Genomic DNA, 25,660 nt, shown 5'->3' with positions numbered 1-25,660 from the left:
CCCCGGAGCGGCCGCTCCACCCCCGGACCGGAAGGGACCACTCGCGCGTGGCCACCACCCTCATCACCAACATCGGCTCGCTGGTCACCAACGACCCGGACCTCGGCGCGGGCCCGCTCGGCCTCATCCGGGACGCGGCCCTCGTGCTCGACGGCGACCGGGTCGCATGGGTGGGGGCCGCCGCGAGTGCTCCCGACGCCGACACCCGACACGACGCCGACGGACGCGCGGTGCACCCGGGCTTCGTCGACTCGCACGCGCACCTGGTGTTCGCGGGCGACCGCACCGCCGAGTTCGACGCGCGGATGTCCGGACAGGCCTACCGGGCCGGCGGTATCCGCACCACGGTCGCCGCGACCCGCGCCGCGAGCGACGAGGACCTGGCCGCGAACGCCGCGCGACTGGTCGAGGAGGCGGCCCGCCAGGGCACCACCACGATCGAGATCAAGTCCGGCTACGGCCTCACCGTCGCGGACGAGGAACGTGCGCTGCGGATCGCGTCCGCGTTCACCCCCGAGACCACCTACCTGGGCGCGCACATCGTCGCGCCGGAGTTCGCGGACGACGTGGCCGGCTACGTCGACCTGGTCACCGGTGCGATGCTCGACGCGTGCGCGCCGCACGCCCGCTGGGTGGACGTGTTCTGCGAACGCGGCGCCTTCGACGGCGACCAGGCCCGGGCCGTCCTGAAGGCCGGCGCCGCCCGGGGCCTGACCCCGCGCGTGCACGCCAACCAGCTCGGACACGGACCCGGCGTACAACTCGCCGTCGAACTCGGCGCGGCCTCGGCCGACCACTGCACCCACCTCACCGACGCCGACGTGGACGCGCTGGCCGCCGGCGACACGGTGGCCACGCTGCTCCCCGGCGCCGAGTTCTCCACCCGCGCGGTCTACCCCGACGCCCGCCGGCTGTTCGCCGCAGGCGTCGACATCGCGCTGTCCACCGACTGCAATCCCGGTTCGAGCTACACCACGTCGATGCCGTTCTGCATCGCGCTCGCGGTCCGCGACATGGGCATGACACCGGACCAGGCGCTGTACGCGGCGACCGCCGGCGGCGCCCGCGCGCTGCGCCGCGCGGACGTGGGCGTGCTGCGCCCGGGTGCGCGGGCCGACGTGGTCGAACTCGACGCGCCCTCGCACGTGCACCTGGCCTACCGGCCCGGGGTGCCGCTGGTGCGCGGGGTGTGGCGCGCCGGGGTACGGGTCTGACCGCCCACTTCCCGGCCGCCCGCCCCTCTGACCGGGGGTAATCGTCCGGGCACGGGTCCGACAGAGCGTTCGAAATCGACGTGCCCGCGTTACGGACCCCCTCTGTCGCGACCCGCCGCGCTCGTGGATACTCCCCGGTAACTCTCTCAACCAGAAGCGTGGCCGGGACCCCGGTGGTGGGGCCCGGACATGCGCAGACGGAAGGAGCGCCGCCCATGGGCCGCCTCGCACAGACCGACGGACTCACCGATGTCCAGCGGGAGATCCTCGCCACCGTGCGCACCTTCGTGGACAAGGAGATCATTCCGGTCGCCACGGAGCTGGAGCACCGGGACGAGTATCCGGCGGAGATCGTCGAGGGCATGAAGGCCATGGGCCTGTTCGGCCTGATGATTCCGGAGGAGTACGGCGGCCTCGGCGAGTCGCTGCTGACCTACGCGCTCGTGGTCGAGGAGATCGCGCGCGGCTGGATGAGCGTGTCCGGCATCATCAACACGCATTTCATCGTCGCGTACATGATCAAGCAGCACGGCACCGACGAGCAGAAGGCCCACTACCTGCCGAAGATGGCCGAGGGCGAGATCCGCGGCGCGTTCTCGATGTCCGAGCCGCACTGCGGGTCGGACGTCTCGGCGATCCGCACCAAGGCGGTGCCGGACGGCGAGTTCTACGTGCTCAACGGCCAGAAGATGTGGCTCACCAACGGCGGCACCGCCAACCTGGTCGCGGTGCTCACCAAGACCGAGCTGGGCGAGACGTCGGTCTACCGGAACATGACCACGTTCCTCGTGGACAAGGAGTCCGGCTTCGGCGAGACCCGGCCGGGCCTGACCATCCCCGGCAAGATCGACAAGATGGGCTACAAGGGCGTCGACACCACCGAGATGGTGCTCGACAACTGTCGGGTGCCGGCCGACCGGATCCTGGGCGGGGTGCCCGGCAAGGGCTTCTACCAGATGATGGACGGCGTCGAGGTCGGCCGGGTGAACGTGGCCGCACGCGGCTGCGGGGTCGCCCAGCGCGCGTTCGAGCTGGGCATTCGGTACGCGCAGCAGCGGGAGACCTTCGGCAAGCCGCTGACCGGCCACCAGGCGATTCAGTTCAAGCTGGCCGAGATGGCCACCAAGGTCGAGGCCGCGCACGCCATGATGGTCAACGCGGCGCGCAAGAAGGACGCCGGCGAGCGCAACGACCTCGAAGCGGGCATGGCCAAGTACCTGGCCTCCGAGTACTGCAAGGAGGTCGTCGAGGACGCGTTCCGGATCCACGGCGGGTACGGGTTCTCGAAGGAGTTCGAAATCGAGCGCCTCTACCGCGAGGCCCCGATGTTGCTGATCGGCGAGGGCACGGCCGAGATCCAGAAGATGATCATCGGCCGGCGTCTGCTGGAGGACTACAAGCTCAAGGGCTGACACCCGGTGCCGTCGTGCTTCGCCCGAGGACCCTCGGGCGAGGCACGACGCGTGCCCGGTCGGAGGTGGGGATCGGTGCGATTCGGTGCGACCAACCGGGTCCCGGTATCGGCTCGGTCGGCGTAGTGGTCGCGTCGTTGCGGGGCGAGGGTCGGGTGGCGGCCGATGATGGCGAAACGTGTAACCGCCAGTGATCGGGGAGCACAACAATGGTCGCGAGACGCCCGGTTCCGGTACCGCCCGGCGCATTCGTCCGGATCGACGGGATCGCCCTGCACGTGCTCCGCGAGGGTTCCGGGCCCGTGGTGATCGCCACCAGCGGGCTCGGCGGCGCGTGGTTCGACTGGGATCCGGTGGCGCCGCTGCTGACCGCCGACTGCACGGTGGTCCGGTTCGACCGCCCGGGCCTGGGCTACTCCGAGCCGGACCCGCGACCACCCACCCTGACGCACGAGGCGGACCGGATCGCCGCCCTGGCCGACGCGCTCGAACTGCCCGGCCCGTATGTCCTGCTGGCCCACTCGCTCGGCGCGTTCCATGTCGAGGGCTTCGCCCGGATGTATCCCGAGCGCACCGCGGGCCTGGTGCTGGTGGACCCGAGCAACGAGGAGCGACCCAGAGTGCGACCCGCCCGCCGGGCCCGGGTGCGAGCCGCGCGGGTGGTCGGGGGAGCGATGCGGGTCAGCGGGTTGGCCCGGGCGGTGGGGCCGGCGGCGCGCCGCTCGGTCCTGTTCACCCAGTCGCGCCGACACCGTGACGTGGCGGACGCGCGCTGGGTGCGCGGCGCGTACGGGTCGGGCCGGTTCTTCGCGACCGCACTGACCGAGAACGCCACCTATTTCGACGTCGCCGCCGAACTCGTCGACCTGCGCCGGGTCGCACCGCTGCCGGACGTGCCGTTGCGGGTGCTGGCCGCCGCCGGCGGGTACGAGAGCCTGGCCGCCCGGGCCCGCTGGGTGCGCGCGCTGCGCACCCTGGCGAACCTGTCCCCGCGCGGGCGCTGCGACGTGCTGGACGACTCCGCGCACTTCGTGATGTCGGACCGACCGGACGCGGTGGCGGACGCGGTGCACGAGGTGCTGTCGGGCCGGACCGCGTCAGGGCATTGACGTCGGCTTTATGGGCGAATGTCACGTGTTGTCATGAATGCCGTCGGGTACACGTTCCGGGTCGAAGCAGCACACGGCCACCCGGCCACACGGCCCACCACCCGGCATCCAGGCGAGGCGGCACACCCATGTTCGGTCAGCAGAACCTCCCCCCGGGCGCCGGCGCGCCCGGCCCCGACCTCGCCAACACCGGCCAGGTGATCGCGTCGTACACGAACTACGCGGGTGCCCAACGGGCGGTCGACTACCTGTCCGACCACGAGTTCCCGGTGGAGAACACCGCGATCGTCGGCGCCGACCTGCGGATGGTGGAGAACGTGCTCGGCCGGCTCACCGCGGGCAAGGCGGCGGCGTCCGGCGCGGCCAGTGGTGCGTGGTTCGGCCTGATGATCGGCCTGTTCCTGGGCATTTTCGCGGTCCGCGCGCACGGTTGGCTCTGGCTGGTGCTGATGGGCCTGGTCTGGGGCATCGCGGCGGGCGCGCTATTCGGCTGGCTGGGTTACAAGGCGCTGGGCGGGCGTCGGGACTTCGTCTCCACGAGTCAGATCGTCGCCTCGCGCTACGACGTGGTGGTGCGCCCGGACCTGGCCGAGCGGGCCCGCAACATGGTGGGCCGGCTCGACCTTTAGGGCGCGTCCGTACGGGTGGCGGCCGCGGCCGCGCGTCGCCTCCTCGGCCGCGCGCGTCGGGACCGCGGCTGCGCGCGTCGGGACCGCGGACACGCGCGTCACAACCAGCCGTTGCGGCGAAAGCCCCGGTGCATGAGCGTGCACGCGACGGCGATCACGCACAGCGTCATCGGGTAGCCGTACCGCCACTTCAGCTCCGGCATGTGTTCGAAGTTCATTCCGTACACGCCGGCCAGCATCGTGGGCACCGCGAAGATCGCCACCCAGGCGGAGATCTTGCGCATGTCCTCGTTCTGCGCGACGGTCACCTGGGCGAGGTTGGCCTGCAGGATCGAGGTCAGCAACTCGTCGAACGAGGCCACCTGTTCGCCGACGCGCGACAGGTGGTCCTCGACGTCGCGGAAGTACTCGCGGATGTCCGGGTGCACCTGGCGCATCGGGCGTTCGGCCAGCGAGTGCAGCGGACGGGCCAGCGGCGCGACGGCGCGCTTGAGTTCGAGCAGTTCGCGCTTGAGCTGGTAGATCCGGCCCGCGTCGCCCGCGCCGCCGCCACCGAACACGTCGTTCTCGACCTCGTCGATGTCGTCCTGGATGAGCTGCGCGACGTCGAGGTAGGTGTCCACCACCCGGTCGGCCACCGCGTGCAGGACCGCCGAGGGCCCGGCGGCGAGCAGTTCGCCGCCGTCCTCCAGGCGACAGCGCAGGTCGGCGAGCGCGCCGTGCCGGCCGTGCCGCACGGTGACCACGAAGTCGTTGCCGAGGAAGACCATGATCTCGCCGGTCTCGACGATCTCGCTGGTCGCCGAGAGCTGCTCGTGCTCGACGTAGGTGACCGTCTTGAACACCGCGAACAGGGTGTCGTCGTAGCGCTCCAGCTTGGGCCGCTGGTGGGCGTGCACCGCGTCCTCGACGGCGAGTGGGTGCAGCCCGAACCGCTCGGCGATACCCGACAGTTCGAGCGCGCTCGGCTCGTGCAGGCCGATCCAGACGAAGCCGCCGCCGCTGCGCACCTCGTGGATCGCCGAGTCGGGATTCGCGTAGCCGTCCAGGCGTCGACCGTCGCGGTACACGGCGCAATCCACCACACAGTTCCCGTTCGTCACGGGCGTGATCGACGGCAGTGGGGTGCGGCGGAGCGGACGGACTACGGCACGGAGGTCGCGAATCATCGACATGACGGGGCTCCTGCACTGACGGCACGCGCAAACGCCACAGCGCCGCGGCGGCAGGCCGCGGAGAGCGTCGACACGTGCAAGCGGAACGAATCACCGAAAGAACGGCAAAAGATCCTGACGCCCCGTCACGGAGGAAATTCGGAGATCGGGTACCGGGCCGGGAAGCGGTGGCCGGAACTCGGCGAAAGTCTCGGAAACCCTCAGAAAGGGCGGGGCGTGCGACTGGATCGGGGAAGATCGGGTGAGCCGCCGGTACTGCACGGTGTGCTGGTATGCACCACGATCACCTCCCACGGCCGGTCCCCGCTGGGGGAAAGCCTTCGCTCGTCGACCGGGCGGGTCGGGGCGAGGGCGAGTCCGTCATCCGATGGCGCGCGAGGATGTTCACATCCGGCGGGCCGACTATGCAGAGTACACCAGAGTGCGTGCCGCAAAGGCCGGTATGCGAACGGCTCCTGACGGCGAATTAGCATGCGGGCATGTTCGACTTCACGCCGGGACCCGAGCCGATCGACCCCACTCCGCAGGTCGAGGCACATCTGACGGCCGCGTTCGGCGATCCGACCGGCCGGGCCGGCGTCACCTTCGTGGGCGCCGATCGCATCGAGGTACTGCGCTTCGGGCCGGACGCCGACGGCGTGGTCCGGTACGCGACGCTGGGCATGTCCCGGGCTCCGATGGCCGATCCGGCGGCACTGCTGGCCGATCCGGTGGCGGGGCCGCGGGCGGAGCTGGTGCTCTCGGTGCGCGGCGGGCACGACTCGGTGCTGCGTCCGTTGGCCGTGCTGGGTGCGACTCCGCAGGTGGAGGGGCTGGTGATCGCGCCGGGCGCGTCGCTCGACCTGGGCGGCCCGCTGTGGGACGACGCCGCCTTCCATGCGGTGCTGGTCGCCGAGCCCGGCGGCCTGCTCGCCGATCTGCCGCTGCCCGATCCGGCCGATCCGGTCCGGTTCTTTCCGCTGCTTCCGATGACGCCCGCCGAGGCCGCCTGGAAGCGGGCCCAGGGCGCGGAGGCGCTCCAGGAGAAGTGGCTGCGGCACGGGACCGACCTCCGCGACCCCAACCGCCGTGCGGTGCCGCTGGGTTGAGGGGGCGGATCGCGCTCGGGCCGCCGGCCCCGGAGATCCCGTGTGGGGTGTCCGGGGCCGGCGGCCTCTCGTGTGCGGGTGCGGCGGATTACGGGATCGGGGTGTGTGCGGGTGCGGCGGATTGCGGGATCAGGAGAACCGGGCACACCGAGCGGTGGGCGACCGAGTCGCTGACGCTGCCCAGGAACAGGCTTGCCACGCCGCCGTGTCGGCGGGCACCCAGGACGACCAGGTCGGCGTCGAAGCTGCGGGCCTGGTCCAGGACCGCGTTGGGCACGTCGCCGCGGACGGTTTCCTCGGTCCAGCCCTCGACGTTGGTCACGCCGCCGGCCTTGAGCGTGTCGACGGCGGAGACGACCACCTTGACCGCGGCGTCGGCGGTCTCGTCCTCGACGACGCCGCCCACTCCGCCGCCGTCCACCACGTCCAGGGTCTGCACGTGCAGGACGCGGACCGCGGCCCCGCCGGCGACGGCCAGTCGAGCGGTGTGCGCCAGGACCTCGTCGGCCTCGGGCGTTGAGTCCACTGCGACCAGAATCCGCTCGTACATGTCGTGCACTTCCTTTTCCGCAGTTCTTGCAGTTCTTGTCGGTATCAAACTATTTGTACTCGCTTGGCCGAGTCGGGCGGCGACCGGGTCAGGCCGCGGCCGGGACGGGCTGCGGCGTACGTGCCGTCGGGGTGTCGTGGTGGTCGACCACGGCCAGCGTGCGGCGCGCGCCGAACAGCACGGCGGCGGCGATCAGGCAGGTCACGGTCGCGACCAGGAACGGCACGTGCACATCGAAGTGCTCCTCCAGCTTGGGCGCCAGGAACGGCGCTGCCGCGGCGGCGAACCAGCGGACGAAGTTGTACCCCGCGCTCGCCACGGGTCGCGGCGAGTCCGAGACTTCGAGCGCCATCTCGGTGAACACCGTGTTATTGATACCGATGAAGGCTCCCGAAACGATGACACCGGTCACAATGACGGCCTTCGACCCGTACGCGATCACGCCGAGGTCGGCGGCGAACAGGAGCAGACTCACGGCGGCCACGTTCGCTGAGCCGAAGCGGGCCTGGAGCCGCGGAGCGACCAGGACCGAGCAGACGGCGAGCAGGACGCCCCAGCCGAAGAACACCGCGCCGCTGCGGTAGGGGCTCATGTTCAGCACGAACGGGGTGAACGCGAGCACGGTGAAGAAGCCGTAGTTGTAGAAGAACGCGCCGGCGGCGGTGGTCGCCAGGCCCCTGTGGCCGAGCGCCTTGAGCGGGTCGAGCAGGCCGACCTTGCGGGCGGGCCTGGGCTGTTCCTTGAGCAGCGCCACGATCAGCGCGAAGCCGATCGCCATCAGCGCGGCGGTGCCGTAGAACGGGTAGCGCCAACTGGCGTCGCCGAGCACCGCGCCCAGCAGCGGCCCGCAGGCCATGCCGAGGCCCAGTGCCGATTCGTAGAGCAGGATCGCGGCGGACGAACCTCCGCTCGCGGCGCCGACGATCACGGCCAGGGACGTGGACACGAACAGCGCGTTGCCCAGCCCCCAGCCGGCCCGGAAGCCGACCAGTTCGCCGACCGATCCGGAGGTGCCGGCGAGTCCGGCGAAGATCACCACGAGCGCGAGGCCGAGCAGGAGCGTACGTCGACCGCCGATCCGGCTGGAGACGAAGCCGGTGACGAGCATGGCCACGGCGGTGATCAGGAAGTAGCTGGTGAACAGCAACGACACCTGGCTGGGGGACGCGTCCAGCCCCTTGGCGATCGAGGGCAGGATCGGGTCGACCAGGCCGATCCCCATGAACGCGACCACGGCCGCGAACGCGGTGGCCCACACGGCCATCGGCTGCTTGAGGATGCTGCCCTGCTGGGGCGCGTGCACGGCTTGGGCGTCGCCCCGGGTCTGCCCGCCGCCGGAATGGGACCGCATGCGAGACCTCCGCACTTCACTCGACATAGTTGTTAGCTTCGCTAATAAATGTAGCTTACATCTATATGTAGATGTGCGGCAAGCGACGGCAAGCGACGGCAAGCGACGGCAAGCGACGGCAAGCGACGCACCCGAATCACGAGGGTTGGAGGTCGGTGCGGGTTGGTGTGGCGAGGAGAGGCGGGCGGGGTTTGGCGGGTGGGGTGTGGTGCGGGGTCCGCGGGCGTGGCGGGGGAGTCGTCGGCGCGAGACGGGCTGGGCTGGGTGGTGACGGGGGTTGCGTGAGCCGGCGCGGGTCTTCCGTGACCGGCCGCACGTCTGCTCCGCAGCCGGGGTCGGGCCGTTCGCTCCGCGCCGGGACGCCCGTCCGCTACGCGGCCGACACCGCAACTGGTCCGGCATGGGTGCGGTGTGGGCGGCGCAGGGGGCGCGGGTCGGCCGGTCGGGTTGGGGGAGCGGGTAAGCGAACGGCTTTATGCGCCGTCCCATCCGTCGATGGCCACCTCGGGGCGCTCACCCGCGAGGTACCGCTCCAACGCGTGCAGGGTCGACGGAACGAAGTCGGTCGGCAGGTCGGGCGTGTCGACCCAGGCCACGGCCGAGTGGTTGCCGGGCTCGGCGTTGACCGGTTCGCCGTGCCACGCCTCCGCGGCGAAGACCAGCACGACGAACCCCTCCGGCGCCTCCGGGCTGTGCGCGCTGTGTGTTACATGAGCGAGACGCAACGCCTGCGGCTCGACCACCAGGCCCGTCTCTTCGCGGAGTTCGCGAACGGCGGTGTGCGTAACGGGTTCACCCCGCAAGCCCTTGCCGCCGGGCAGACTCCACATCCCGGGCGCGAACGCCTTGCCCTCGCCTCGCCGGAGGAGCACGACCCGCCCGTTGGTGAGGTCGTGGACGATGACGGAGGCGACGAGCATGACCATCTGCTGTGGCTCAAAGCTGACTTCCTCGTGCACCGGCGCCTCTTACCGGTGGCGTCGGATCACTGTTTGACGGACTGCATCAGAGCTGCCCAGGCAACGGGCGAGATGGCCAGATGGCCGCGGGCTATGTCCTTGGAGACGCGGGCGCCAACGACGCCGTCGAGGGGCGCAACCTCGACGCATTCCTGGCCGCTCTGACCGCTGTAGCTCGACTTTCGCCAACTGGGGAACTCGGCCTTTGCCTGCGTCATTTGCCCTCCAAGAGGTCTCGCAGAAGCTGTTGCGAACGCGAGGGTGACAGAGCCTCGGCTCGCAACAGATCGTATCGACGCTGCATCTCCGCGACCACGTGTCCTTCGGTCATCATCTGTCCCTCGACCATGTCATCCGCGTAGGCGCACTCGCCGCGACCGGGGATCGAGAGCAGGACGAATGCTCCGTCCATGCAGGAGTGCAGGCCGCAGCCATCGGGACCACTTCGAGGACCACGTTCGAAAGCTCGCTGACCTCCAGCAGGTGCCGAAGCTGAGGCTCGGCTACATGCGGGTCGTGCTTCAGCCGGATGAGTACTGCCTCGTCAATGGCGGCCCAGTATTGCGGCGCCTCCTTCTTGGTGAGCAAGCGCTTTCGCTTGAGTCGGCGCGCAACCGAGGACTCGATGGTCGCCGGAGAAAATCTGGCCTTGTGCAAGAGGGCCCGGGTGTAGTCCACGCACTGGAGCAGCCCGGGAACTGCCTGTGGCTGGAAGGTACGGATGCGAAATGCGTCCTGCTCGGACTCCGCGAAGGTCTCGAACCAACTCGGCCGCCCCTCCGCCAAGCGGTAAGCGTGGAAGGCGGTGGCCGTCAGCAGGCCCGTTCCGCCGAGGACCCGATCGAGGTCGGCCGCGAACTCGGGGCTGGGCCGCCGCTCGGCCGTCTCTATCTGTCCAACAAAAGATCCTGTCGAATGCAGGTCGGCCCCGAGTTTCTGCTGCGTCATGCCTGCGAGTTTGCGGAGAAATCGCAGGTGAGCGCCGAATAGGGCCCACATCGAGGCTTCCGGGTCAAGGTCTTTCGCTGCCGGCATCGTGCGCCGTGTGCGCGATGGGGGGTGCGCCATTACGGGAAGTTGTTCCGCGATCCCTATCGGGGAACCGTCGGCCGCCTCCGCGAAGTCGATGGCGTTCTGGCCGTGTTGCGGACCAGGCAGGGGCTCGAAGTCGCTTGTTCCGTCCGGCACTTGGTGGACGTCGTTACCGGTCGACCCGCAGCCGTGGTCGCGGGCCGCCGGGTGTCGACCTCATGCAGCGAAAGCGGGTGACGCCGTGCATACGGAGGGGACCACCGAAGCGGACAGGATGGCCGGTCGAATCCTGGCGTATCGCTACCTCGGGGCACTGGTTCATGAGGACGTGCGCGGCCCCACCGGGCGCGAGGGTGAACTGACCGCGGTCGACGGCCGACACGCACGGGTGCGAACCCGAAGCGGACTCGAATTCGTCGTACCGGTGCGCCGATTGGTGATCGACACGTTGCCCGCGCCACGTACCGAACAACCGGTGCGCCACCGCGACACCAAGGAAACGATCGGCATCTACCTGTGCGTCCTTCCCGGACCGGACGGCCCGAGTGCTGTCGTACAGCGCTGTGACGGAACGCCGATATGGGCCGGCAACCCGGACGAACTGGTACCCGACTACCCCACAGGCCACGTCACTTGGCCGCCTCTCCCCTGACTGCCGCACCGCCGCGAGCACCGACGGGGCGGAGGACAACCGATACCCATTCAACAGGAGGAAAAGATGACCCGCAGGGCCCTGCCGGCGCCGTTCGGCATGCGACACCTGACCGAAGTCCCCACGCGGCCGGTACCGACGATGCACTACGACCCGGAGCTTCAGATCGGTGTGACGGCCGAGGGCAACCCGTGGCATGTGCTGATGCCCGGGGACACCAAGACGGAGACCCAGCCGGATGGCAAGTCGGACGGCGACGGCACCGACCTGTGGTGAACCCTCGCGCCACCGTCGTAGTCGTCACATCGCCGGATGATGCCACCGCTGATCCGGTCGTCATGAAGCTGTTCGAACGAGGTGTCGACGTAGTGCGGTTCGACACAGCCGATTTCCCTGCCGATGCCACCCTGGCCGCCTCCCTGACGGGGGGCGGCTGGGCGACGATCGGGTGTTGTCCGTCGACGTGGACGAGTACCTGGTGAGTGCCGCCCGCCGACGGCTTTCCACCTTCGGTCGGGTGCCCCGGATGACGACCATCGACGCGACCCAGGCACTTCCCGAGGACGGGTTCGACCGTGCTGTGGCGATGTTCTCGACGCGGACCATTCCTTCGACGTGGCCGGCCGCCGTACGAAGCGGCGGCCTCATCTCGACCACGCTCGCCGGAACCTCGCTCCACCTCCGGGTAACCGTCACGGATGCGACACACGCTCAGGGGCGCGTCGTGTCCCACGAGGCGCGGTTCATGCGGGTACGGACCGGCCCCGATGACGGGTCCGCCCTGCACCGCGTGTACCTCTCTGCCCGAACCGCCGAAGGTGACGAAGTTCGGGCCTTCGACGGCGACGTGCCGAACCTTCGGGACGACTGGCGGTTGGCTCTGCTCCTCGAACTGCTGCATCCGGACGTCGACCATCGGTGGATCGATCTCGGCGACCGGTCGATGGTGTGGCTGTTGCACCCGTCCGGCTCATGGGCTCGTGCCGAGGTGCCGAAATTCGGCGGCCGACCGGTCGTTCACTCGTCGGGCCCACTGGATCTGTGGGGACAGCTGGACCGGGTTCGGCACCTGACCTCGAAACACGGCCCGATCGAACCGTCGTCGCTCCGCATGGAGATCAACCCCCACAGCCGGCGGATCACCTGGCCCGCCGCCGAGATGTCCTTCCCGCTTTGACAGCCGTCCCCGGCCGCACGCCCCGGCTCCGGACGTCCGGCCAGGAGTTCGCGGGCGGGGCAAGCTCGCGGAGGGGAGTGGGCGCTTTCCCGCCCTATGCCGCGGAACGGCTCTCCGCCTACCTCGCCCGGCAGCGACCCCGTTGGAGATCCCTGCCTCCGAAGGGAGTGGGACAGGGGCTCAGGGTCGTACGCGGCTCATGATCTACGTCACGGGGAACCCTCTACTGCGCCCACCCGGAACGTCCCTATCCTCGAACCCTCACGTCGGCCCGGGCATCGATCGATCGATCGAGGTCATGGGCCGCGTGTACGGGCACATCGTGGGTTCGCACTCGACCGTCGTCGGCGGGTGCCGGATTGCGCGCTGGGCCCTGGTGTCGGGTAGGTCGAAGCCGGGCCGAAGCGGTGCCGGCCTCCGGCCGTGGATATGACGTTTTCACAGGTGAGAGGGGACCGAAATGCAGTTCGGCCGCTACTACGAGGAGTTCGAGGTCGGTGCGATCTACAAGCACTGGCCGGGGAAGACCGTGACGGAGTACGACGACCACCTGTTCTGTCTGCTCACGATGAACCACCACCCGCTGCACATGGATGCCAACTACGCCGAGAACACCACCGATTTCGGCAAGAACGTGGTGGTGGGCAACTACATCTACTCGCTGCTGCTCGGCATGTCGGTGCCGGACGTCTCCGGCAAGGCGATCGCCAACCTGGAGATCGAGTCGTTGCGACACGTGGCACCCACGTTCCACGGGGACACCATCTACGGGCAGACCCTGGTGCTGGACAAGTGGGAGTCGAAGTCCAAGGACGACCGCGGGGTGGTGTACGTGGAGACCAAGGGGTACAAGCAGGACGGCACGCTCGTGTGCGTGTTCAAGCGCAAGGTCATGGTGCCCAAGGAGAGCTACGGCGAGAAGCGTGGCGGCGAGCAGCCCGGACGCCCCGAGCTGATCGAGGGCTGATCGGGCGCTGATCGAGCGCCGACCGGGGCTTCGACCCCCGGGAGGCCGACCGGGGGTCCCGCCCCGGAATAGAGCGCGGGCGGGTCGCCCAGGGACGGCGCGGCCCGCCCGTTTTTTCGCGTCCGGGGGCAGTTTGCATGCCCTGCGGGAGTACGCCTGTCCTCCGTCGGACCGCCCGCCCCACGTCGCTCCGCCCGCCCCGCGGCAGCCCGCCGGCCCGACGCCGGCCCGCCTGCCCCGAGCCGGCCCGCCCGGCCTACGGCAGTTCGTCCGCCGTCGGATACGACGACTGGGCACCCGCGCGCCGGACCGCCGCGGCGCCCACCCGGACCGCGTACCGGGTCGCCGTGACCGGGTCGTCGCCGGCCGCCAGGCGCCACGCGAGCGCGCCGGTGAAGGCGTCGCCCGCGCCCGTGGTGTCGACCGCGGCCACCTTCGGCGCGGTGACGTGCACCACCTCCGCGTCGCCCTCGGCGACCAACGCGCCGCCGCTGCCCAGCGTGAGCACGATCGAGCGCGGACGCGCGTCGAGCGAGCGCCATCCCTTCAGCGCCTCGTGTGCGTCGCCGCCGCCCGCCGTCGCGCTCGCCTCGTGCTCGTTGAGCACCAACGGGTCGCACGCTCGCAGCACCGACGTGGACATCGACACGGCCTTCGGCACGACCGGCGACAGGTTCAACACCACCCGGGTATCAGCCGCGTGGCAGCGCCGGACCACCTCCCACACCGTGTCGAGCGGGATCTCCAACTGGAGCGAGACCACCGCGGCGGCCTCGATCGCCGGTGCCAGGTCGGCCACGTCGGCCGGCCCGAATCGCCCGTTCGCCCCGGGTGCCACCGTGATGGTGTTCTCGCCCACGTCGTCCACGGTGATCAGCGCCACGCCCGAGGCGCCCGGCACGGTCCGCATCGCGTCGGTGCGTACGCCCTCCCGACGCAGCGTCGCGAGCAACATCCGGCCGTGGTCGTCGTCGCCGACCCGCCCGGCCAGCGCGACGTCGGCGCCGAGTCGGGCCGCCGCGACCGCCTGATTGGCGCCCTTGCCCCCCGGGTGCACGGCCAGATCGCCGCCCAGGACCGTCTCGCCCGGCCGCGGATGCACCGGCACCCGGACCACCAGATCGGCATTGATCGACCCGACCACGAGCAACCGTGCGCGGCTTCCGCCGGAGCCGGCCTCGCCCCCGCCGGCCTCCCGCACACCGATCCCGTGCCCGCCGGTCCCGCTCATGACACCCCCGGCACTCACGACACCCCCGGCACGTTCCACTCGCGCAGTGCGTCGAGCAGACCGTCGACCAGGTCGAGTCGACTCAGGTCGCCGGTGGCCACCCACCGCACCGCGTCCGCGTCGTCGCCCGCGCGCAACGCCCCGCCGTGCGGCGTGCATGCGTAGTCCCTGATCTCGTACGTCCCACCCTCGGGCGCGGGTCGCAACACCGAACCGACGAGTGGTCCGACGGTCACCTGCAGCCCGGTCTCCTCGACCATTTCGCGAGCGAGTGCGACCGCGTCGGTCTCGCCCTCCTCGACCCGCCCGCCGGGCAGCGACCACCGTCCCTCGCCCGGCATTTTCGCGCGTTGCACCAGGAGCACCCGACCCTCGGAGTCGAGGACGATCGCGCCGACGCAGGGAATGAGCCGCATGCCTCCGGAGCCTAGTACTCGGCGCCGACGCGCAGCGGGAGATCGCCCGTGGACCACGCGGCGCCCGGCAGCGCAAGGGCGCGCAGTCCCGGCGCGGTGCGCGCTCCCGTACGCCGGTCGGCGGTGTGAACGCGCCGAAGGAGTGATCGTCCTTGACGCGGAGCCCTGGGCAGTGGACCGTCTTGTCCTATGAAGGGCGAGCCGAGCTGCCCCCGCTGCGGCGGCCGGGTCCGCGCTCCGGGTCTGTTCTCACAGACGTGGGAGTGCGAGATCCATGCAGCCGTTCCTCCGCTGCAACCCGTCGTGCCGCCCAGTGTCGAGGCGCTGGACGCGGTGGTGCGCCGCTCGCGGGTTCCGGTCTGGTTGCCCTGGCCGCTGCCGGTCGGCTGGTTGTACACCGGCGTCGCGCACGCGGGCGACGATCGGGACGGCTCGCGGGCCGTCGCGGTGGCGTGTACGGGCCCCGCACCGCTGGGCGGACGCGGCGAACTGCTTTTGGTCGCCGAGGAGGTGGGCGTCGGACTCGGCGCCAGGTACGCCGGTTTGCCCGGGCACGACCCGGGCGGCGACTTCGTCAAGTCCGCACCGGCCAAGGTGATGGCGGCCGGTCGGCCCACCCCGCTGTGGTGCGTGATCGACGCGCCGCCCGACCGCGCGGTATACGCGGGCGAGGCAATGGGCCTGTGGTTGTGGGCGATCCTGTGGCCGGGCAAGGCCGGCCATCTCGTCTACGACGACGTGGTGCTCACCGATCTGCGGGACGCCGGGGCCGAGTTGCAGTTGTTGCCGTGCGGCGCGCTGTCCCCGCAACTGCTGGCGTTCTGACCGACCCGGAGCCGGAGTTCGGACCGACCGATCGGAACCGGGCCGACCCGAACCAGGCCGATCGCAACCGGTCTCGGGCGAGCAACCAACCCGGCCGCCCGCAACCGGACCCGCCGGCTCGAACCCGTACCCCGCACCCCACAGCCCACCCGGCAGGCACCCCGGCCGGCCGACCCGCGCACGACTCGACGGCCGCCCCGCGAACCCGCTCGATCAGGGTCGTTAGGGTCGAGAGCGTCCATCGACCCTTCCGGCAGACGAGGTCAGCGTGCGCATCGACCTGCACACCCACAGCACCGCATCCGACGGCACCGACACGCCCGCCGAACTGGTCGTCAAGGCGCGTGCGGCCGGTCTCGACGTGGTCGCGCTCACCGACCACGACACCACCGCCGGCTGGACGGCCGCGGCCCGGGCGCTGCCGTCCGGGCTGACCCTGGTCCCGGGCGCGGAGATCTCGTGCGTGGCCGAGGGCGGGATCAGCCTGCACATGCTGGGCTACCTGTTCGACCCGACGGAGCCGGAGTTCGCCCGGGCCCGCGAGCTGGTGCGCACCGACCGGATCCGCCGGGCCGAGGCGATGGTCGAGCGCTGCCGCGAACTCGGCGCCCCGATCACCTGGGCCCGAGTCCTGGAGATCGCGGGCGGCGGCGCGGTGGGTCGGCCGCACGTGGCCACCGCGCTGGTCGAGGCGGGCGTGGTCGCCGACGTGTCGGGGGCGTTCACCGCCGAGTGGCTCAAGGACGGCGGGCGGGCGTTCGTCGAGAAGTACGAGATCCACGCGGTCGACGCCGTTCGGCTGATCGGCGGCGCGGGCGGGGTCGCGGTGTTCGCCCACCCGGGTGCGGTCAAGCGCGGCCGGACCGTCTCGGACGCCACGATCGCCGAACTGGCCGAAGCCGGCCTGGCCGGGGTCGAGGTGGACCACATGGACCACGACGACGCGATGCGGGCACACCTGCGCGGTCTCGCCGGTGAGCTGCGACTGATCACCACCGGTTCGAGCGACTACCACGGCACCCGCAAAACCATCGATCTCGGAGAGAACACCACGGATCCGGAGTCCTACGAGGCGATAACGGAACTGGCAACAGGGGCAGCACCCGTCACCGCGTGAACCGGTTCGACGTCACCGTTTTCGGCTCGTCCTTCGTCACGCTCCTCGTGATCGGGCCCGCCCGGCGTCATCGGGCCGTACCCGAGCCACAACTGTGCGCGGGCGGCGTCCGGGGGTTCATCGAGATGAAGCCATAAGGTGCGAAGCGGAGCATCCAGCGGTTGGGGAGAGGCGGAGGACATGAGCAAGTCGGTACGCGGCGTCGTCGCGCGCAGCAAGGGCGCACCGGTCTCGATCGAGACCATCGTGGTGCCGGACCCGGGTCCGGGCGAGGCGCGTGTGCGGGTCCGGGCGTGCGGCGTCTGCCACACGGACCTGCACTACCGCGAGGGCGGCATCGGTGACGAGTACCCGTACCTGCTCGGCCACGAGGCCGCCGGTGTCGTCGAGTCGGTCGGCGAGGGCGTCACCGAGGTGGCCGTCGGCGACTTCGTGATCCTGAACTGGCGTGCGGTGTGCGGTGATTGCCGTGCGTGTCGACGCGGACGTCCGCAGTACTGCTTCGCGACGCACAACGCGAAGCAGAAGATGACCCTGGAGGACGGCACCGAACTGAGTCCCGCGCTCGGCATCGGCGCGTTCGCCGAGCTGACCCTGGTCGCCGCCGGACAGTGCACCAAGGTCGACCCCGAGGCGGACCCCGCCGCGGCCGGCCTGCTCGGCTGCGGCGTGATGGCGGGCCTCGGCGCGGCGGTGAACACCGGCAACGTCGGGCGCGGCGACACGGTCGCGGTGATCGGGTGCGGCGGCGTCGGCGACGCGGCCATCGCCGGTGCCCGGCTCGCCGGTGCGGCGAAGATCATCGCCGTCGACCTGGACGACCGGAAGCTGGAGTGGGCACGCCGGGCCGGCGCCACCCACACGGTGAACTCGAAGGCGGGCGACCCGGTCGAGGCGATCCGCGAACTGACCGGCGGTTTCGGCGCCGACGTGGTGATCGACGCGGTCGGCCGCCCGGAGACCTACAAGCAGGCGTTCTACGCCCGCGACTTGGCCGGGACGGTGGTCCTGGTGGGTGTGCCGACCCCGGAGATGACCATCGAGCTGCCGCTGCTGGACGTGTTCGGCCGCGGCGGTGCGCTCAAGTCGTCCTGGTACGGCGACTGCCTGCCCTCGCGCGACTTCCCGATGCTGATCGACCTGTACCGCCAGGGGCGCTTCGACCTGGACGCGTTCGTCAGCGAGCGGATCACGCTGGAGGACGTCGAGGCCGCGTTCGAGAAGATGCACCACGGCGACGTGCTGCGTTCGGTGGTGATCCTGTGATGCGGATCGACCATGTGGTCACCTCGGGCGTCTTCTCGCTCGACGGCCAGGACTTCGACGTGGACAACAACGTGTGGATCGTCGGCGACGGCCGCGAGGTGGTGGTCGTGGACGCCGCGCACGACGCGGCGGCCATCGCGGCCGGGGTCGGCGACCGTACGGTGACCGGCATCGTGCTCACCCACGGCCACAACGACCACATCAACGCCGCCGCGGAGTTGGCCGAACTCACCGGCGCGCCGATCCACCTGCACCCGCAGGACCGGATGTTGTGGGACGCGGTGTACCCGGACCGCGCGCCGGACGTCGCGTTGGCCGACGGCGAGGTGCTCACCGTCGCGGGCACCGAGCTGCGGGTGCTGCACACGCCGGGCCACGCGCCCGGCGCGGTGTGCCTGTACGCGCCGGAGGCCGCCGTGCTCTTCTCCGGCGACACGCTGTTCAAGGGCGGCCCCGGTGCCACCGGGCGCTCGTTCTCGTCGTTCCCGCTGATCCTCGACTCGATCCGGGGGCGCCTGTTGGCGCTGCCCGAGCACACGCGGGTGCTCACCGGGCACGGCGACGAGACGACGATCGGCGCCGAGGCGAAGGACTACGACGCCTGGGTGGCGCGAGGGCACTGAGCCGTCGGGTCCCGGGGCGCCGAGTCGGGGCCGCGGGGCTCGAGCCGTTCGGCCCCGGCCCGGGCGTCCGCGGACATGACGAGGGCGCTTCCCCCAAGCGGGGAAGCGCCCTCGGTTCATGGGTAATCAGCCGGCGTCCGCCACCTTGACGGGGCGGATGTACAGGCGCTCGCCGAATGCTTCGGCGCGTTTCAGGGCAGCCTGCACGGTGTCGATGTCGACGGCGCAGTTGACCGGGTTGGACCCGGTCTTTTCCTGGGCTCGGCTGAGGTTGGTGATTCGGTAACGCATACGCGTCTCCCTTCCCTCCGGTCCGAAGTCGTACGGAGCCGCATGGTGCCGCGACCCCGTCTACAAGGATTGGGTGCCGGGATCCGCAAGGATCAGCCTGACCCGGCAGGGGTCACAACCGGCACCGCCCTGAACAACAGCAGTCACACCGATATCATTCCCGTGACTGAAATGTTCCTTTCCTGACTTTCCTCGACTTACACGTGACGCATGACGCGACATTGCCCGCGAGGCAAGCGAGGACGCGACGGCGACCGGCATAGGACAATGCCGGTCTGAGCACATCGACCGGGCGCCGTACGCGCAGCCGCCATGGGAGGACGAGAGACTTTGCACGATCCGGGAGAGGACGACGTCCGGACGGGCGCGACGGCCGCCTTCGGCGCTGTGGTGCACGAATCCGGCGGGGACCTCGGCGCCGAGCAGGCAGGCCCGCTCGAGGACCACCCCGTCGCGGGCTTCGAAGACACACCCGGAGCACTGCCCGACCTGACGGAGCCGTTCACCCGACCGGCCGTACTGGTCCAGTCCGTCTCTCCGCCCCTGCACTTCGGCACCCACGCGCTGTTCGTCGACGTCGGCTACGTGTACGCGGCGATGGGCCTGCTGGTGGCCGGTTCGGCCGAGCGCAGGGCCTTCCGGGTGGATGCCGAGCAACTGATCACCGGCCTGATCGACGAGGCCCGCCGGGTCTTCCCGGAGGGTCGACTGCTGCGGGTGTACTGGTACGACGGCGCGCGCGAGCGGGTGCACACCGTCGAGCAGCGGCAGATCGCCGAACTGCCCGACGTCAAGGTCCGGCTCGGCAACCTCAACGCGCACAACCAGCAGAAGGGCGTCGACTCGCTGATCCGCAGCGACCTCGAATCGCTCGCGCGCAACCACGCGATCGACGACGCGGTCGTGATCAGCGGCGACGAGGACCTGGTCTCGGCGGTCGAGGCGGCCCAGTCCTACGGCGTACGGGTGCACCTGTGGGGCGTGGAGCCCGCCTACGGCACCAACCAGGCCGACCCGCTGGTATGGGAGGCCGACGTCACCCGGATGTTGCACCGCGAGTTCTGCGAGACCTGCGTGACGCCGGTGATGTTGCCGCCCTCGCACGCCGGCGCGCTCGCGGTCCAGCCGGGCGGCCCGCCGACCGCCGACCAGGCGTGGCGGATCGGCCAGGAGATCGCCAAGCGCTGGCTGGTGGTGCGCGGCCGGGAGAACCTGGCCGACCTGATGCCGGGACCGATGTTGCCGCAGGCGATCGACCGGGGCCTGCTCGTGGACGCGGAGAGCGTGCTGCAATATTCGCTCCGCCCGCACGAGGACCTGCGGCGCGCACTGCGCAACGGCTTCTGGGACCGCCTCAACCAGGAATTCGGCCTCCCGGGCACGGAACTGACGGAGGGCTGAGCGGGTCGGTCAGTCCTTGCGGGCCACGTAGTACAGGTTCAGGAAGTCGCCCTCCAGCGAATGCGTCCGGACGTCGGTGAAGCCGGCCTCCGCGAGCGCGGCGCGGGCGGCCTGTTCGCCCCAGACGGTGCCCAGGCCCTCGCCGCCCTCGCCCAGTGAGACGGTCATGCAGTAGAACACCGAGAACGTGTAGAGCGCGGGCCCCAGCGGGTGGTCCAGGTTTTCCTCCAGCTTGCTGGAGGCGGCGATCTCGCCCATCAGGAACACCCCGCCCGGGCGCAGCGCGGCGGAGACGGCGGCCAGCGTGCGACCTGGCCGGGCCAGGTCGTGGATCACGTCGAACGCGGTGATCAGGTCGTACGAGCCGAGCGGTTCGGCCGCGTCGACCACGGCGAACTCCGCGTTCTCCAGGCCCAGTTCCTCGGCCTCGCGGCGTGCGGCGGCGATTCCCTGGGTGGAGATGTCCACGCCGCGGACCCGGCTGCGCGGGAATGCCTTCGCCAGCACGTTCATCGCGTGCCCCTGGCCCGTGCCGACGTCCAGCACGTCGATCCCGGCGGTCAGCCGCTCGGTCAGCCCGGGTGCCAACGGCAATACGCCGTCCACCAACGCCGCGTCCCAGACCCGGCCGGACTCCTCGGCCTGGAGCGCCTGGAAGCGCGGATAGGCCGAGTAGGGCACGCCGCCGCCCTGCCGGAACGCGTTCACGACGGGCTGCTCGACCTCGCCCATCAGCGCCAGGTACTGGGTGATCCCGGCCAGGTTCTCCGGTCCGGCCGCGCGGGTCAGCGAGGCCGCGTGTTCGCGCGGCAGCAGGTAGGTGGCGGAGTCGGGGGAGTATTCGACGATTCCGCCGGTGACCATGCCGCCCAGCCACTCGCGCACGTAGCGCTCGGTCAACCCCGAGGCGCGGGCGATCTCCTCGCTCGTCGACGGAGGCAGCCCGGCCATCGTGTCGAACAGCCCGGTCTGGTGGCCGACGCTGATCATGAAGGCCAGACAGCCGTCGTCGATGATGTTGATCATGCGTCCCGCGAAGGCTTCCTGCCGCGCGGAATCGACTTCGATGAGCGTCATGGCAACTCCCGGTCGGTCGGCTCGACGGGAGCCGCCGTGGGTGCGCGGGCCTCGCGCCGGGGGTGCCGCCCCGGACGTTCCGACACACCGGAAACACGGGCGACGCCCGCGGTGAAGACGTGTCTCCCAGCCACGCTACGCCCGATCCGCCCGCTCCGGGAGCCGGCACCGGCCGGGGCCGCGAGCCCGGTGTGAGCGCCCGCGCCGCCCGATCCACGCGGAGCCGGGCCCCGGCCGGCGGCCCGGCGGGGGCGGATGTCCCGGCGCCGCTCAGGCCCGCTCCGCGTACGCCGCCACGCTCGCCCAGAAGTCGGCCAACGCCGCGGCCGTGGCATCCGGAGACTCCACGTTCGGGGAGTGGTGGGTGTCCGGGATCACCACGTGCGGTACGCCCAGCCGGTCGGCCATCGCGGCCTGCCAGGGCAGCGGCCACGCGTAGTCCTCGACACCGGAGACCACGAGCGCGGGCAGGCCGGCCGCCACCAGTGCGGCGAGTTCGCCCACCCGGTCGGGTTCGGTGCGCAGTTGTTCGGCCATGCCGAGCAGCCCCTCGGGCGTGGTGCCCAGCCAGCGGGCGTGCACGAACGCGGCGATCGCCGGGTCGGCGGGCGGCAGCTGACCGGCCTCCAGTTCCACGGCCTGCATCGCCTCCCAGACCTCCTGGGGGGTGAGCACCGGGAGCACCTCTTCGAGCATCAGCAGCCGGGCGACCTCCTCCGGACAGATCCCCGCCGGGCCGGTGCTCATCAGGGTCAGCGAGGCCAGCCGGTCCGGCGCATGCAGCGCCACCGAGCGGCACACCAGGCCGCCGAAGGAGTGCCCCAGCAGGTGGATCCGCTCACCCGGGGCGACCGCGTCGGCGATCGCGAGCACGTCCGCCACGAGCGCTTCGCGGGTGTACGCCGCCGGATCCGCCGGGCCCGCGGTCTCGTACTGGCCGCGCTGGTCCACCGACACGGTATGGAAACCGCGTCGCGCCAGCGGGTCGCCGAGCGCGATGAAGTCCTCCTTGCTGCCGGTGAAGCCCGGTACCAGCACGACGGTGCCCAGGCGCGGTGCGGCGCTCGGCGGAGTGCCCTCCAGGACGGCGAATCGTCCGCGCCCGGTCGCCAGGCGACGGGAGCGGACGGTCCCGGGCAAGGTCAGAAAGCGTGGCGTACTCACGCCTTCGAGCCTACTTACCCGCAGGTACGGCAACGGCCCCCGGCGCGAAGCCCGGACGTGATCGTCCACACTCCACACCGGGGGCCGTCGGGCCGATGGTGCGACCGTCAGCCCTCGTCGGTCGCGACGGCGCCGGCCTCGGCACCCTCGGGACGGCGACGGGTACGCCGGCGGCGACGGCGCGGTGCGCGCTCGCCGTCCGCGTCCGCATCCCCGGCCACGGCCGGGCCGTCCGCGGGAGCGGCCTGGGCGGGCACGGTCGGCGGTTCGACGAACGCCGCGGCGGTCGGGGCGGCCGGGGCGATCACGACGGCCTCGCCGGTCTCACCGTTCACCCGACGACGGCGCCGGGAACCCGGTGCCCGACGGCGGCTGGGGTCGCTGGCCTCGGCGTCGGCCGACTCCGGGGCCGGCCCGGACGCGGCGGGACCGCTGCGGCTGCGGCCGGTCGCGCCCTTGCGACCCGAGTTGCCCCGGCTGTTCTTGCCGGTCTCGCCCAGGTCCTCGACGTCCTCCGCGCCCAGGCCCGCACGGGTGCGGTCGGCGCGCGGCAGCACGCTGCCCACGGTGGTGGGGATGTCCAGGTCGGTGAACAGGTGCGGCGAGGTCGAGTAGGTCTCGACCGGGTCCGCGAAGCCCAGGTCCAGGGCCTTGTTGATCAGGCTCCAGCGCGGGATGTCCTCCCAGTCCACCAGCGTCACCGCGGTGCCCGAGGCGCCGGCGCGGCCGGTCCGGCCGATCCGGTGCAGGTAGGTCTTCTCGTCGTCGGGGCACTGGTAGTTCACCACGTGGGTGACACCCTCGACGTCGATTCCGCGGGCCGCGACGTCGGTGGCCACGAGCACGTCCACCTTGCCGTTGCGGAACGCCCGCAGCGCCTGCTCGCGCGCGCCCTGGCCGAGGTCGCCGTGCACGGCGGCGGAGGCGAAGCCGCGCTCGGCCAAGCCCTGGGCCAGGTCGGCCGCGGTGCGCTTGGTCCGGCAGAACACCATCACCAGGCCGCGCCCGTTGGCCTGGAGCACCCGGGCCATCAGCTCGGGCTTGTCCAGGCCGTGCGCGCGGTAGACGCGCTGCTGGACCGACTTGACGGTGGCGCCCAGGTCGTCCGGCTCGGAGGCGCGGATGTGCGTGGGGCGGCTCATGTAGCGGCGCGCCAGGGTGATGATCTGACCCGGCATGGTGGCCGAGAAGAGCATCGTCTGGCGACGCGCCGGGAGGCGCTCGACGATCTTCTCGACGTCGGGCAGGAAGCCCAGGTCGAGCATCTCGTCGGCCTCGTCCAGGACGAGCATCTTGACTTCGGACAGGTTCACGTGACCCTGGCCGACCAGGTCGAGGAGCCGGCCCGGGGTGCCGACGACGACATCGACGCCCTTCTTGAGGGTGTCGATCTGCGGTTCGTAGGCCCGGCCGCCGTACACGGCCAGCACCCGCACGTTGCGCAGCTTGCCCGCGGCCTGGAGGTCGTTGGTGACCTGCACGCACAGCTCACGGGTGGGGACGACGACCAGTGCCTGCGGCATGCGGCCGGCGACCGTGCCCGCGGGAGCGCGGCCGGCCTCGATGTCGGCTGCGACGGTGATCCGCTGCAGCAGGGGGATGCCGAAGCCGAGGGTCTTGCCCGTTCCGGTCTTGGCCTGGCCGATCACGTCGTTGCCGGACAGGGCGACCGGAAGGGTCATCTCCTGGACGGGAAAGGCCTCGATGATGCCGAGTGCCTCGAGTGCCTCGGCTGTCTCCGAAAGTACTCCGAGTTCGCGAAAAGTTGTCAGGGGTCCAGCCTCTTCTGTGTGGTTGGGGGCCGTCCGTACCGAAAGCGGGTCGAGACCGTGGCGCCCACCGAAATTGCGGGGCGCTGCACGGGACCTCTCGCCTTCGGGCGGCCACCCGAGCGGGTCGGTCGGAGCCAGTCGTCCTCCGACCGGGCATCCGCGTTCACTACCACTGTACCCGGCGACGTGCGGCCGGTGGGGTGATGCTCATTACTGCTTGTCCGGAGATGGGCGACTCCGCCCGGACGTGGCGCCCCCGTGGCGCGGTGCGCTCACTACGCTGCGTACTTGTGAACACTGTGGCATTCGTGCACGGTGCGGCGGCGGGACGAACGAAGGGGTGGACATGGGCGAGGGTGCGCAGCCGACCGGGGAGATGCGGGCCGCCGTGATCGAACTGCTCGGTGTACTCGCGTACGGCGAGATCACCGCCTTCGAGCGGCTCGCCGAGGATGCCAAGATGGCGCCGACGGTGGACGACAAGGCCGCGCTGGCCGCGATGGCGGTGGCCGAGTTTCATCACTACACGCTCCTGCGCGACCGGATCGCCGCGCTGGGCGCGGATCCGGCCGCGGCGATGGATCCGTTCATCGCGCCGCTGGACGAGTTCCACGTGCACACCGCGCCCGCCGACTGGCTGGAGGGCCTGGTGAAGGCGTACGTGGGCGACGGGATCGCGGCCGACTTCTACCGCGAGGTGGCCGCGCATCTGGACGAGGTCAGCCGGGATCTGATCGTCGAGGTGCAGCGCGACACCGGGCACGCGGCCTTCGTGGTCGACGCGGTGCGCTCGGCGATCGAGCGCGACCCCAAGGTGGCGGGCCGGCTCGCGCTGTGGGGCAGGCGGCTGATGGGCGAGGCGCTCAGCCAGGCCCAGCGGGTCGCCGCCGAGCGGGACGTGTTGTCCACGATGCTCATCGGCGGCGGCGCCGGCCCCGGTTTCGACCTGGCCGAGATCGGGCGCATGTTCAACCGGATCACCGAGGCACACCAGCAGCGGATGGCCGCCCTCGGACTCGCCTCCTGACCGCAGGGACCGCGGCGGAGGGCATCCCCGGCGGAAGGACCGCCGGAAGCAGGACAGGGAGCGAAAACCCGAGGGCGGGTGGATCCGGATCCGGATCCACCCGCCCTCGGGTGTGTGGCACCGATGCCGGCACCG

Annotated in this window: 26 protein-coding genes and 1 pseudogene; 15 read left to right on the top strand and 12 right to left on the bottom strand. The window is 71.0% G+C overall.

Annotated elements, in window-relative coordinates:
- The first annotated feature begins 47 nt into the window (after positions 1-47).
- The 4 genes from hutI to ACFZBU_RS21495 all read left to right on the top strand — a co-directional run bounded on the left by hutI (position 48) and on the right by ACFZBU_RS21495 (position 4,364).
- The gene (gene hutI, locus ACFZBU_RS21510) at positions 48-1,214 is read left to right on the top strand and encodes an imidazolonepropionase (protein WP_391585233.1); all 1,167 of its coding nucleotides are present in this window, start codon (positions 48-50) and stop codon (positions 1,212-1,214) included.
- 215 nt (positions 1,215-1,429) lie between these two features.
- Complete coding sequence (locus tag ACFZBU_RS21505) at positions 1,430-2,626, top strand: acyl-CoA dehydrogenase family protein (RefSeq protein ID WP_391585232.1); 1,197 nt, start codon at positions 1,430-1,432, stop codon at positions 2,624-2,626.
- A gap of 209 nt (positions 2,627-2,835) precedes the next feature.
- Complete coding sequence (locus tag ACFZBU_RS21500) at positions 2,836-3,735, top strand: alpha/beta fold hydrolase (RefSeq protein ID WP_391585231.1); 900 nt, start codon at positions 2,836-2,838, stop codon at positions 3,733-3,735.
- A 128-nt stretch (positions 3,736-3,863) separates the two neighbouring features.
- Positions 3,864-4,364, top strand: coding sequence for a general stress protein (locus tag ACFZBU_RS21495; RefSeq protein ID WP_391585230.1), 501 nt, complete (start codon positions 3,864-3,866; stop codon positions 4,362-4,364).
- A gap of 98 nt (positions 4,365-4,462) precedes the next feature.
- Here ACFZBU_RS21495 and corA read toward each other — a convergent pair whose 3' ends face one another.
- Positions 4,463-5,539: a magnesium/cobalt transporter CorA gene (gene corA, locus ACFZBU_RS21490; RefSeq protein WP_391585229.1), complete on the bottom strand. Its 1,077-nt coding sequence runs from the start codon at positions 5,537-5,539 to the stop codon at positions 4,463-4,465.
- Between the two features lie 479 nt (positions 5,540-6,018).
- On the opposite strand from corA, the gene ACFZBU_RS21485 reads away from it, so the two are divergent.
- Positions 6,019-6,627, top strand: a complete 609-nt coding sequence (locus tag ACFZBU_RS21485; protein WP_391585228.1) for a suppressor of fused domain protein — start codon at positions 6,019-6,021, stop codon at positions 6,625-6,627.
- An 88-nt stretch (positions 6,628-6,715) separates the two neighbouring features.
- On the opposite strand, the gene ACFZBU_RS21480 is transcribed toward ACFZBU_RS21485, so the two are convergent.
- From ACFZBU_RS21480 to ACFZBU_RS21460, 5 genes and pseudogenes are all read right to left on the bottom strand, one after another.
- Entirely contained in the window at positions 6,716-7,177 is a 462-nt protein-coding gene (locus ACFZBU_RS21480) for a universal stress protein (protein WP_391585227.1), read from the bottom strand.
- Between the two features lie 88 nt (positions 7,178-7,265).
- On the bottom strand, positions 7,266-8,441 hold the full coding sequence (locus ACFZBU_RS21475) for an MFS transporter (RefSeq protein WP_391585526.1): 1,176 nt from the start codon (positions 8,439-8,441) through the stop codon (positions 7,266-7,268).
- A 560-nt stretch (positions 8,442-9,001) separates the two neighbouring features.
- Positions 9,002-9,487, bottom strand: coding sequence for an NUDIX domain-containing protein (locus ACFZBU_RS21470; RefSeq protein ID WP_391585226.1), 486 nt, complete (start codon positions 9,485-9,487; stop codon positions 9,002-9,004).
- A gap of 26 nt (positions 9,488-9,513) precedes the next feature.
- The gene (locus ACFZBU_RS21465) at positions 9,514-9,705 is read right to left on the bottom strand and encodes a DUF397 domain-containing protein (protein WP_391585225.1); all 192 of its coding nucleotides are present in this window, start codon (positions 9,703-9,705) and stop codon (positions 9,514-9,516) included.
- Positions 9,702-10,486: pseudogene (locus ACFZBU_RS21460) on the bottom strand (helix-turn-helix domain-containing protein). The gene ACFZBU_RS21465 and the pseudogene ACFZBU_RS21460 overlap by 4 nt, the downstream one beginning before the upstream one ends.
- A gap of 274 nt (positions 10,487-10,760) precedes the next feature.
- Between ACFZBU_RS21460 and ACFZBU_RS21455 the strand changes: the two are divergent.
- From ACFZBU_RS21455 to ACFZBU_RS21440, 4 genes are all read left to right on the top strand, one after another.
- The gene (locus tag ACFZBU_RS21455; RefSeq protein ID WP_391585224.1) at positions 10,761-11,171 is read left to right on the top strand and encodes a hypothetical protein; all 411 of its coding nucleotides are present in this window, start codon (positions 10,761-10,763) and stop codon (positions 11,169-11,171) included.
- A 66-nt stretch (positions 11,172-11,237) separates the two neighbouring features.
- Complete coding sequence (gene tgmA / locus ACFZBU_RS21450; RefSeq protein WP_391585223.1) at positions 11,238-11,447, top strand: putative ATP-grasp-modified RiPP; 210 nt, start codon at positions 11,238-11,240, stop codon at positions 11,445-11,447.
- Between the two features lie 175 nt (positions 11,448-11,622).
- Positions 11,623-12,348, top strand: a complete 726-nt coding sequence (locus ACFZBU_RS21445) for a hypothetical protein (protein ID WP_391585222.1) — start codon at positions 11,623-11,625, stop codon at positions 12,346-12,348.
- A gap of 460 nt (positions 12,349-12,808) precedes the next feature.
- On the top strand, positions 12,809-13,315 hold the full coding sequence (locus ACFZBU_RS21440; protein ID WP_020552598.1) for a MaoC family dehydratase: 507 nt from the start codon (positions 12,809-12,811) through the stop codon (positions 13,313-13,315).
- A 256-nt stretch (positions 13,316-13,571) separates the two neighbouring features.
- Here ACFZBU_RS21440 and ACFZBU_RS21435 read toward each other — a convergent pair whose 3' ends face one another.
- The gene (locus ACFZBU_RS21435) at positions 13,572-14,546 is read right to left on the bottom strand and encodes a ribokinase (protein WP_391585221.1); all 975 of its coding nucleotides are present in this window, start codon (positions 14,544-14,546) and stop codon (positions 13,572-13,574) included.
- A gap of 14 nt (positions 14,547-14,560) precedes the next feature.
- On the bottom strand, positions 14,561-14,962 hold the full coding sequence (locus ACFZBU_RS21430; RefSeq protein ID WP_391585220.1) for an NUDIX hydrolase: 402 nt from the start codon (positions 14,960-14,962) through the stop codon (positions 14,561-14,563).
- Between the two features lie 189 nt (positions 14,963-15,151).
- Between ACFZBU_RS21430 and ACFZBU_RS21425 the strand changes: the two genes are divergently transcribed.
- The 4 genes from ACFZBU_RS21425 (at position 15,152) to ACFZBU_RS21410 (ending at position 18,793) form a co-directional block, all read left to right on the top strand.
- Positions 15,152-15,787: a DUF6758 family protein gene (locus tag ACFZBU_RS21425; protein WP_391585219.1), complete on the top strand. Its 636-nt coding sequence runs from the start codon at positions 15,152-15,154 to the stop codon at positions 15,785-15,787.
- Between the two features lie 268 nt (positions 15,788-16,055).
- A complete protein-coding gene (locus ACFZBU_RS21420; RefSeq protein ID WP_391585218.1) occupies positions 16,056-16,904 on the top strand; it encodes a PHP domain-containing protein in 849 nt (282 codons plus the stop codon).
- A 180-nt stretch (positions 16,905-17,084) separates the two neighbouring features.
- The gene (locus tag ACFZBU_RS21415; protein WP_391585217.1) at positions 17,085-18,170 is read left to right on the top strand and encodes an S-(hydroxymethyl)mycothiol dehydrogenase; all 1,086 of its coding nucleotides are present in this window, start codon (positions 17,085-17,087) and stop codon (positions 18,168-18,170) included.
- Positions 18,170-18,793 carry an MBL fold metallo-hydrolase gene (locus tag ACFZBU_RS21410; protein ID WP_391585216.1) on the top strand — a complete coding sequence of 208 codons (624 nt, stop codon included), beginning with the start codon at positions 18,170-18,172 and terminating at the stop codon, positions 18,791-18,793. The genes ACFZBU_RS21415 and ACFZBU_RS21410 overlap by 1 nt, the downstream gene beginning before the upstream one ends.
- A 126-nt stretch (positions 18,794-18,919) precedes the next feature.
- Here ACFZBU_RS21410 and ACFZBU_RS21405 read toward each other — a convergent pair whose 3' ends face one another.
- Positions 18,920-19,084, bottom strand: a complete 165-nt coding sequence (locus ACFZBU_RS21405) for a hypothetical protein (RefSeq protein WP_391585215.1) — start codon at positions 19,082-19,084, stop codon at positions 18,920-18,922.
- A 312-nt stretch (positions 19,085-19,396) separates the two neighbouring features.
- On the opposite strand from ACFZBU_RS21405, the gene ACFZBU_RS21400 reads away from it, so the two are divergent.
- Positions 19,397-20,485 (top strand): NYN domain-containing protein, encoded by a 1,089-nt coding sequence (locus ACFZBU_RS21400; protein ID WP_391585214.1) that lies wholly within the window; start codon positions 19,397-19,399, stop codon positions 20,483-20,485.
- Between the two features lie 9 nt (positions 20,486-20,494).
- Here the strand turns inward: ACFZBU_RS21400 and ACFZBU_RS21395 are convergent, their stop codons facing one another.
- The 3 genes from ACFZBU_RS21395 to ACFZBU_RS21385 all read right to left on the bottom strand — a co-directional run bounded on the left by ACFZBU_RS21395 (position 20,495) and on the right by ACFZBU_RS21385 (position 24,408).
- The gene (locus ACFZBU_RS21395) at positions 20,495-21,562 is read right to left on the bottom strand and encodes a class I SAM-dependent methyltransferase (RefSeq protein ID WP_391585213.1); all 1,068 of its coding nucleotides are present in this window, start codon (positions 21,560-21,562) and stop codon (positions 20,495-20,497) included.
- Positions 21,563-21,832: 270 nt separating this feature from the next.
- On the bottom strand, positions 21,833-22,726 hold the full coding sequence (locus ACFZBU_RS21390) for an alpha/beta fold hydrolase (RefSeq protein WP_391585212.1): 894 nt from the start codon (positions 22,724-22,726) through the stop codon (positions 21,833-21,835).
- Between the two features lie 107 nt (positions 22,727-22,833).
- Entirely contained in the window at positions 22,834-24,408 is a 1,575-nt protein-coding gene (locus ACFZBU_RS21385; protein ID WP_391585211.1) for a DEAD/DEAH box helicase, read from the bottom strand.
- A gap of 436 nt (positions 24,409-24,844) precedes the next feature.
- Here ACFZBU_RS21385 and ACFZBU_RS21380 point away from each other — a divergent pair, with 436 nt between their 5' ends.
- Positions 24,845-25,525 carry a ferritin-like fold-containing protein gene (locus ACFZBU_RS21380; protein ID WP_391585210.1) on the top strand — a complete coding sequence of 227 codons (681 nt, stop codon included), beginning with the start codon at positions 24,845-24,847 and terminating at the stop codon, positions 25,523-25,525.
- Positions 25,526-25,660: the final 135 nt, after the last annotated feature.

Origin of the sequence: Embleya sp. NPDC008237 (assembly GCF_042956465.1) — a bacterium.
GTDB lineage: Bacteria > Actinomycetota > Actinomycetes > Streptomycetales > Streptomycetaceae > Embleya.
The sequence above is the reverse complement of the archived record's forward strand: the minus strand, read 5'-3'. Positions and strand labels throughout refer to the sequence as shown.

What these genes read in the sequence shown, in the direction of transcription:
- ACFZBU_RS21505 (WP_391585232.1), top strand. Translation starts at nt 1,430, where the DNA reads ATGGGCCGCCTCGCACAGACCGACGGACTCACCGATGTCCAGCGGGAG.
- ACFZBU_RS21500 (WP_391585231.1), top strand. Translation starts at nt 2,836, where the DNA reads ATGGTCGCGAGACGCCCGGTTCCGGTACCGCCCGGCGCATTCGTCCGG.
- ACFZBU_RS21495 (WP_391585230.1), top strand. Translation starts at nt 3,864, where the DNA reads ATGTTCGGTCAGCAGAACCTCCCCCCGGGCGCCGGCGCGCCCGGCCCC.
- corA (WP_391585229.1), bottom strand. Translation starts at nt 5,539, where the DNA reads ATGTCGATGATTCGCGACCTCCGTGCCGTAGTCCGTCCGCTCCGCCGC.
- ACFZBU_RS21485 (WP_391585228.1), top strand. Translation starts at nt 6,019, where the DNA reads ATGTTCGACTTCACGCCGGGACCCGAGCCGATCGACCCCACTCCGCAG.
- ACFZBU_RS21480 (WP_391585227.1), bottom strand. Translation starts at nt 7,177, where the DNA reads ATGTACGAGCGGATTCTGGTCGCAGTGGACTCAACGCCCGAGGCCGAC.
- ACFZBU_RS21475 (WP_391585526.1), bottom strand. Translation starts at nt 8,441, where the DNA reads ATGGCCGTGTGGGCCACCGCGTTCGCGGCCGTGGTCGCGTTCATGGGG.
- ACFZBU_RS21465 (WP_391585225.1), bottom strand. Translation starts at nt 9,705, where the DNA reads ATGACGCAGGCAAAGGCCGAGTTCCCCAGTTGGCGAAAGTCGAGCTAC.
- tgmA (WP_391585223.1), top strand. Translation starts at nt 11,238, where the DNA reads ATGACCCGCAGGGCCCTGCCGGCGCCGTTCGGCATGCGACACCTGACC.
- ACFZBU_RS21440 (WP_020552598.1), top strand. Translation starts at nt 12,809, where the DNA reads ATGCAGTTCGGCCGCTACTACGAGGAGTTCGAGGTCGGTGCGATCTAC.
- ACFZBU_RS21435 (WP_391585221.1), bottom strand. Translation starts at nt 14,546, where the DNA reads ATGAGCGGGACCGGCGGGCACGGGATCGGTGTGCGGGAGGCCGGCGGG.
- ACFZBU_RS21430 (WP_391585220.1), bottom strand. Translation starts at nt 14,962, where the DNA reads ATGCGGCTCATTCCCTGCGTCGGCGCGATCGTCCTCGACTCCGAGGGT.
- ACFZBU_RS21425 (WP_391585219.1), top strand. Translation starts at nt 15,152, where the DNA reads ATGAAGGGCGAGCCGAGCTGCCCCCGCTGCGGCGGCCGGGTCCGCGCT.
- ACFZBU_RS21415 (WP_391585217.1), top strand. Translation starts at nt 17,085, where the DNA reads ATGAGCAAGTCGGTACGCGGCGTCGTCGCGCGCAGCAAGGGCGCACCG.
- ACFZBU_RS21410 (WP_391585216.1), top strand. Translation starts at nt 18,170, where the DNA reads ATGCGGATCGACCATGTGGTCACCTCGGGCGTCTTCTCGCTCGACGGC.
- ACFZBU_RS21405 (WP_391585215.1), bottom strand. Translation starts at nt 19,084, where the DNA reads ATGCGTTACCGAATCACCAACCTCAGCCGAGCCCAGGAAAAGACCGGG.
- ACFZBU_RS21400 (WP_391585214.1), top strand. Translation starts at nt 19,397, where the DNA reads ATGGGAGGACGAGAGACTTTGCACGATCCGGGAGAGGACGACGTCCGG.
- ACFZBU_RS21395 (WP_391585213.1), bottom strand. Translation starts at nt 21,562, where the DNA reads ATGACGCTCATCGAAGTCGATTCCGCGCGGCAGGAAGCCTTCGCGGGA.
- ACFZBU_RS21385 (WP_391585211.1), bottom strand. Translation starts at nt 24,408, where the DNA reads ATGACCCTTCCGGTCGCCCTGTCCGGCAACGACGTGATCGGCCAGGCC.
- ACFZBU_RS21380 (WP_391585210.1), top strand. Translation starts at nt 24,845, where the DNA reads ATGGGCGAGGGTGCGCAGCCGACCGGGGAGATGCGGGCCGCCGTGATC.